Raw genomic sequence first — 2431 nt, forward strand, 5'->3', positions numbered from 1 at the left:
CTAATTCTCTTGTCATTTACACATAATGACACTGGTAAATAATGCTTTTTAGCCCATTTTTCATACCCTTTCATTACATTTCCGCAGGCTACCATGTATGAAGATAAGGATAATATTAGGTCAGCATCAATTCCAAATACTTTGCGTAGAGTTTCATCTAATTCAATATCCTTACAGATACTTTCTATTGTAGTTAATAAGCCCTCTGGTTTTGTATATTGAATCTCTGAAGCTAACATCTTTGAAGCTTCTGGCTTTTTTTCAATAAATTGCGGGTTTGAATAGACTTTTAGATAATTCTCATTAGGTAGAAAAATTCTCGCTTCCTTATCAATTAGCTTTCCTATTGAAATCTTCTTAGATTGAGGGTTACCATTTGCATTTCTCTTATATCCATAGTTATAAATTACATAAAAAGTCTTGTTCTTTTTAAGGTAAGTAATATTTTTTTCTGGTAATTTTGCTAGATTATCTAAGTAAGCCATTCTAAAAACCCCACAGTGTAGACTATTCTTCTATTACCTATAGTATAGTCTACATTGTATAAAAAAGTCAAGCTAAAAGCTTGACTTTTTTATTGATTTTTAATGCTTTTACTTTAATTACCCCAATTATTTACTTAAAAAATTTCGGGAGAATAGGCTATAATCGACAACGTAAAGCTATCCCAGAAGTAAAACGTATTCCAGGTTCGACGCCATATCATGGTTCGGTTGGTGTTATCGATTATGTTGAGGGATATACTCACGACGGTGAAAATGTAGTAATTCCTCGTAGTGCTGTTATGGATTTACGTAACTATCCAGTAAGAACTACTCAAGGTAAGATCTGGGTTAGTGACCATGCTCATGTGATACGAGGTCATGAAAATGTTATGGACAATATGTTCTTAACTACAGCATTAAGAGCAATTGACTATAACCCAATTTGTGTAGGTGGAACTCGCTCGCAATTAAATGTTGATGATCTTGCTGATATTAATATCTCTTATCCAAGTTATGAAGAGCAAGTAAAGATAGGTAAGTTATTTAGAGATATAGATGAAATGATAGAGGCGCACCGTAAACGTATTGAGTACTTAAGAACTCTTCGTAAAGGCTTAATCCAAAATCTATTTATTTAACCAATCTTTGCACTGCATAAAAGTTCTGCATAGTAAAATATTAAAGAGGGGTTAATTTTACCCCATAAGAAAAGGTATAGGAATTTTACTTCCTATACCTTTTTGCATATTTGCACAAATATAAAGGTGTAAGCTATAGAGCCTACACCTTTATTTAATAAATCAGATTATTGAGAAATTACAAGTAATTAATTATTGCTACTTATAAGTATAGTTAGAAAATTAATTACTTACCACCTTGAGAGTTTCCTCCGTTTCCTCTATTACCTCCAGGTAATTTGGTTTTACCAAAACCTGGAACTAACAGACAAGATTTCGATATCATACTGCTATCAGCATCACTGATTCCGTATTTATCCATAATTTCTTCAATCGTTAAATTACTCATATCTTCAGCAGTTACTCCGCTGTTGCTAAATGCTTCACCTACAGCTAAGTAACAAGTTGAGAATCTAACTTCATCTGGTAACACACTAAAGACTTCACTTGTTGGGAAGACTACTTCACCAGTACGTGGTAATGGTCTTGATTCTTGTGGAATACTTTCTCCCATCTCTAACCAGTCATAACCGAAGTCTAATTCAGTATCCACGCCTCCCGTCTTGTCTTCAACAAATAACTTCGGATTCTTCGATTCAACTTCACGAGTTAAACCTGTACCTCCGTTAAATTTCGGAAGTTTTTGGATAAATCCAGAGTTATCGCTAAAGTCAATAGGTTGACCTGACATATCTAACGAGTTAGTGATATTGAGATTATTACCAGTAAAGGTGCTCGAGTCTTTGGCGTCAACAATCAGTACATCAGCATTTAAAGTGTTATTAGTGATTGTCGAAGAACCTGTTGTCGCTTGAGTATTGATAGCATTACCTGAAAGGTTAGTATTATCAATAATAACGTCTTTCTTCGCGGTTATAGTTACATTAGCCTCTTCATTCACTACGGAAATATTAGTACCAATGAGTTTAACCGAGCCATCTGCTGAAGCAACTTCAACTTCATCTTGGGAAATTATCTTCGTACCATTATCAAGTGTAACTCCTTGGTCACCAGATATTTTCACCGTGCTGTTAGTTGAAACTAGTTCAGAGTCTTTGGTAGTTACAACACCGCTACCTTTTATCTCAACTTCTTTTAAGCCAGAGATATTGGTGTTTTCTAGGGTAATATCTTTCTCTGCTGAGATTTCAACTTCCCCAGTTTTTGCAGTGATGTTTGTATCTTTAGCCTATTCTCCCGAAATTTTTTAAGTAAATAATTGGGGTAATTAAAGTAAAAGCATTAAAAATCAATAAAAAAGTCAAGCTT

Annotated in this window: 3 protein-coding genes; 1 reads left to right on the forward strand and 2 read right to left on the reverse strand. The window is 34.1% G+C overall.

Features of this window, described 5'->3' with window-relative positions:
- Positions 1–485, reverse strand: a 485-nt coding sequence (locus CKF54_RS07610) for a hypothetical protein (protein WP_147396857.1), incomplete at its 3' end; no start/stop codon positions are given.
- 80 nt (positions 486–565) lie between these two features.
- On the opposite strand from CKF54_RS07610, the gene CKF54_RS07615 reads away from it, so the two are divergent.
- A complete protein-coding gene (locus tag CKF54_RS07615; RefSeq protein ID WP_119525754.1) occupies positions 566–1123 on the forward strand; it encodes a restriction endonuclease subunit S in 558 nt (185 codons plus the stop codon).
- Between the two features lie 226 nt (positions 1124–1349).
- On the opposite strand, the gene CKF54_RS07620 is transcribed toward CKF54_RS07615, so the two are convergent.
- Positions 1350–2186: a hypothetical protein gene (locus CKF54_RS07620; protein ID WP_119525755.1), complete on the reverse strand. Its 837-nt coding sequence runs from the start codon at positions 2184–2186 to the stop codon at positions 1350–1352.
- Between the last annotated feature and the right edge of the window lie 245 nt (positions 2187–2431).

The sequence above is a fragment of the Psittacicella hinzii genome (genome assembly GCF_003585885.1).
In the GTDB taxonomy this organism is placed as follows: Bacteria; Pseudomonadota; Gammaproteobacteria; order Enterobacterales; family Psittacicellaceae; genus Psittacicella.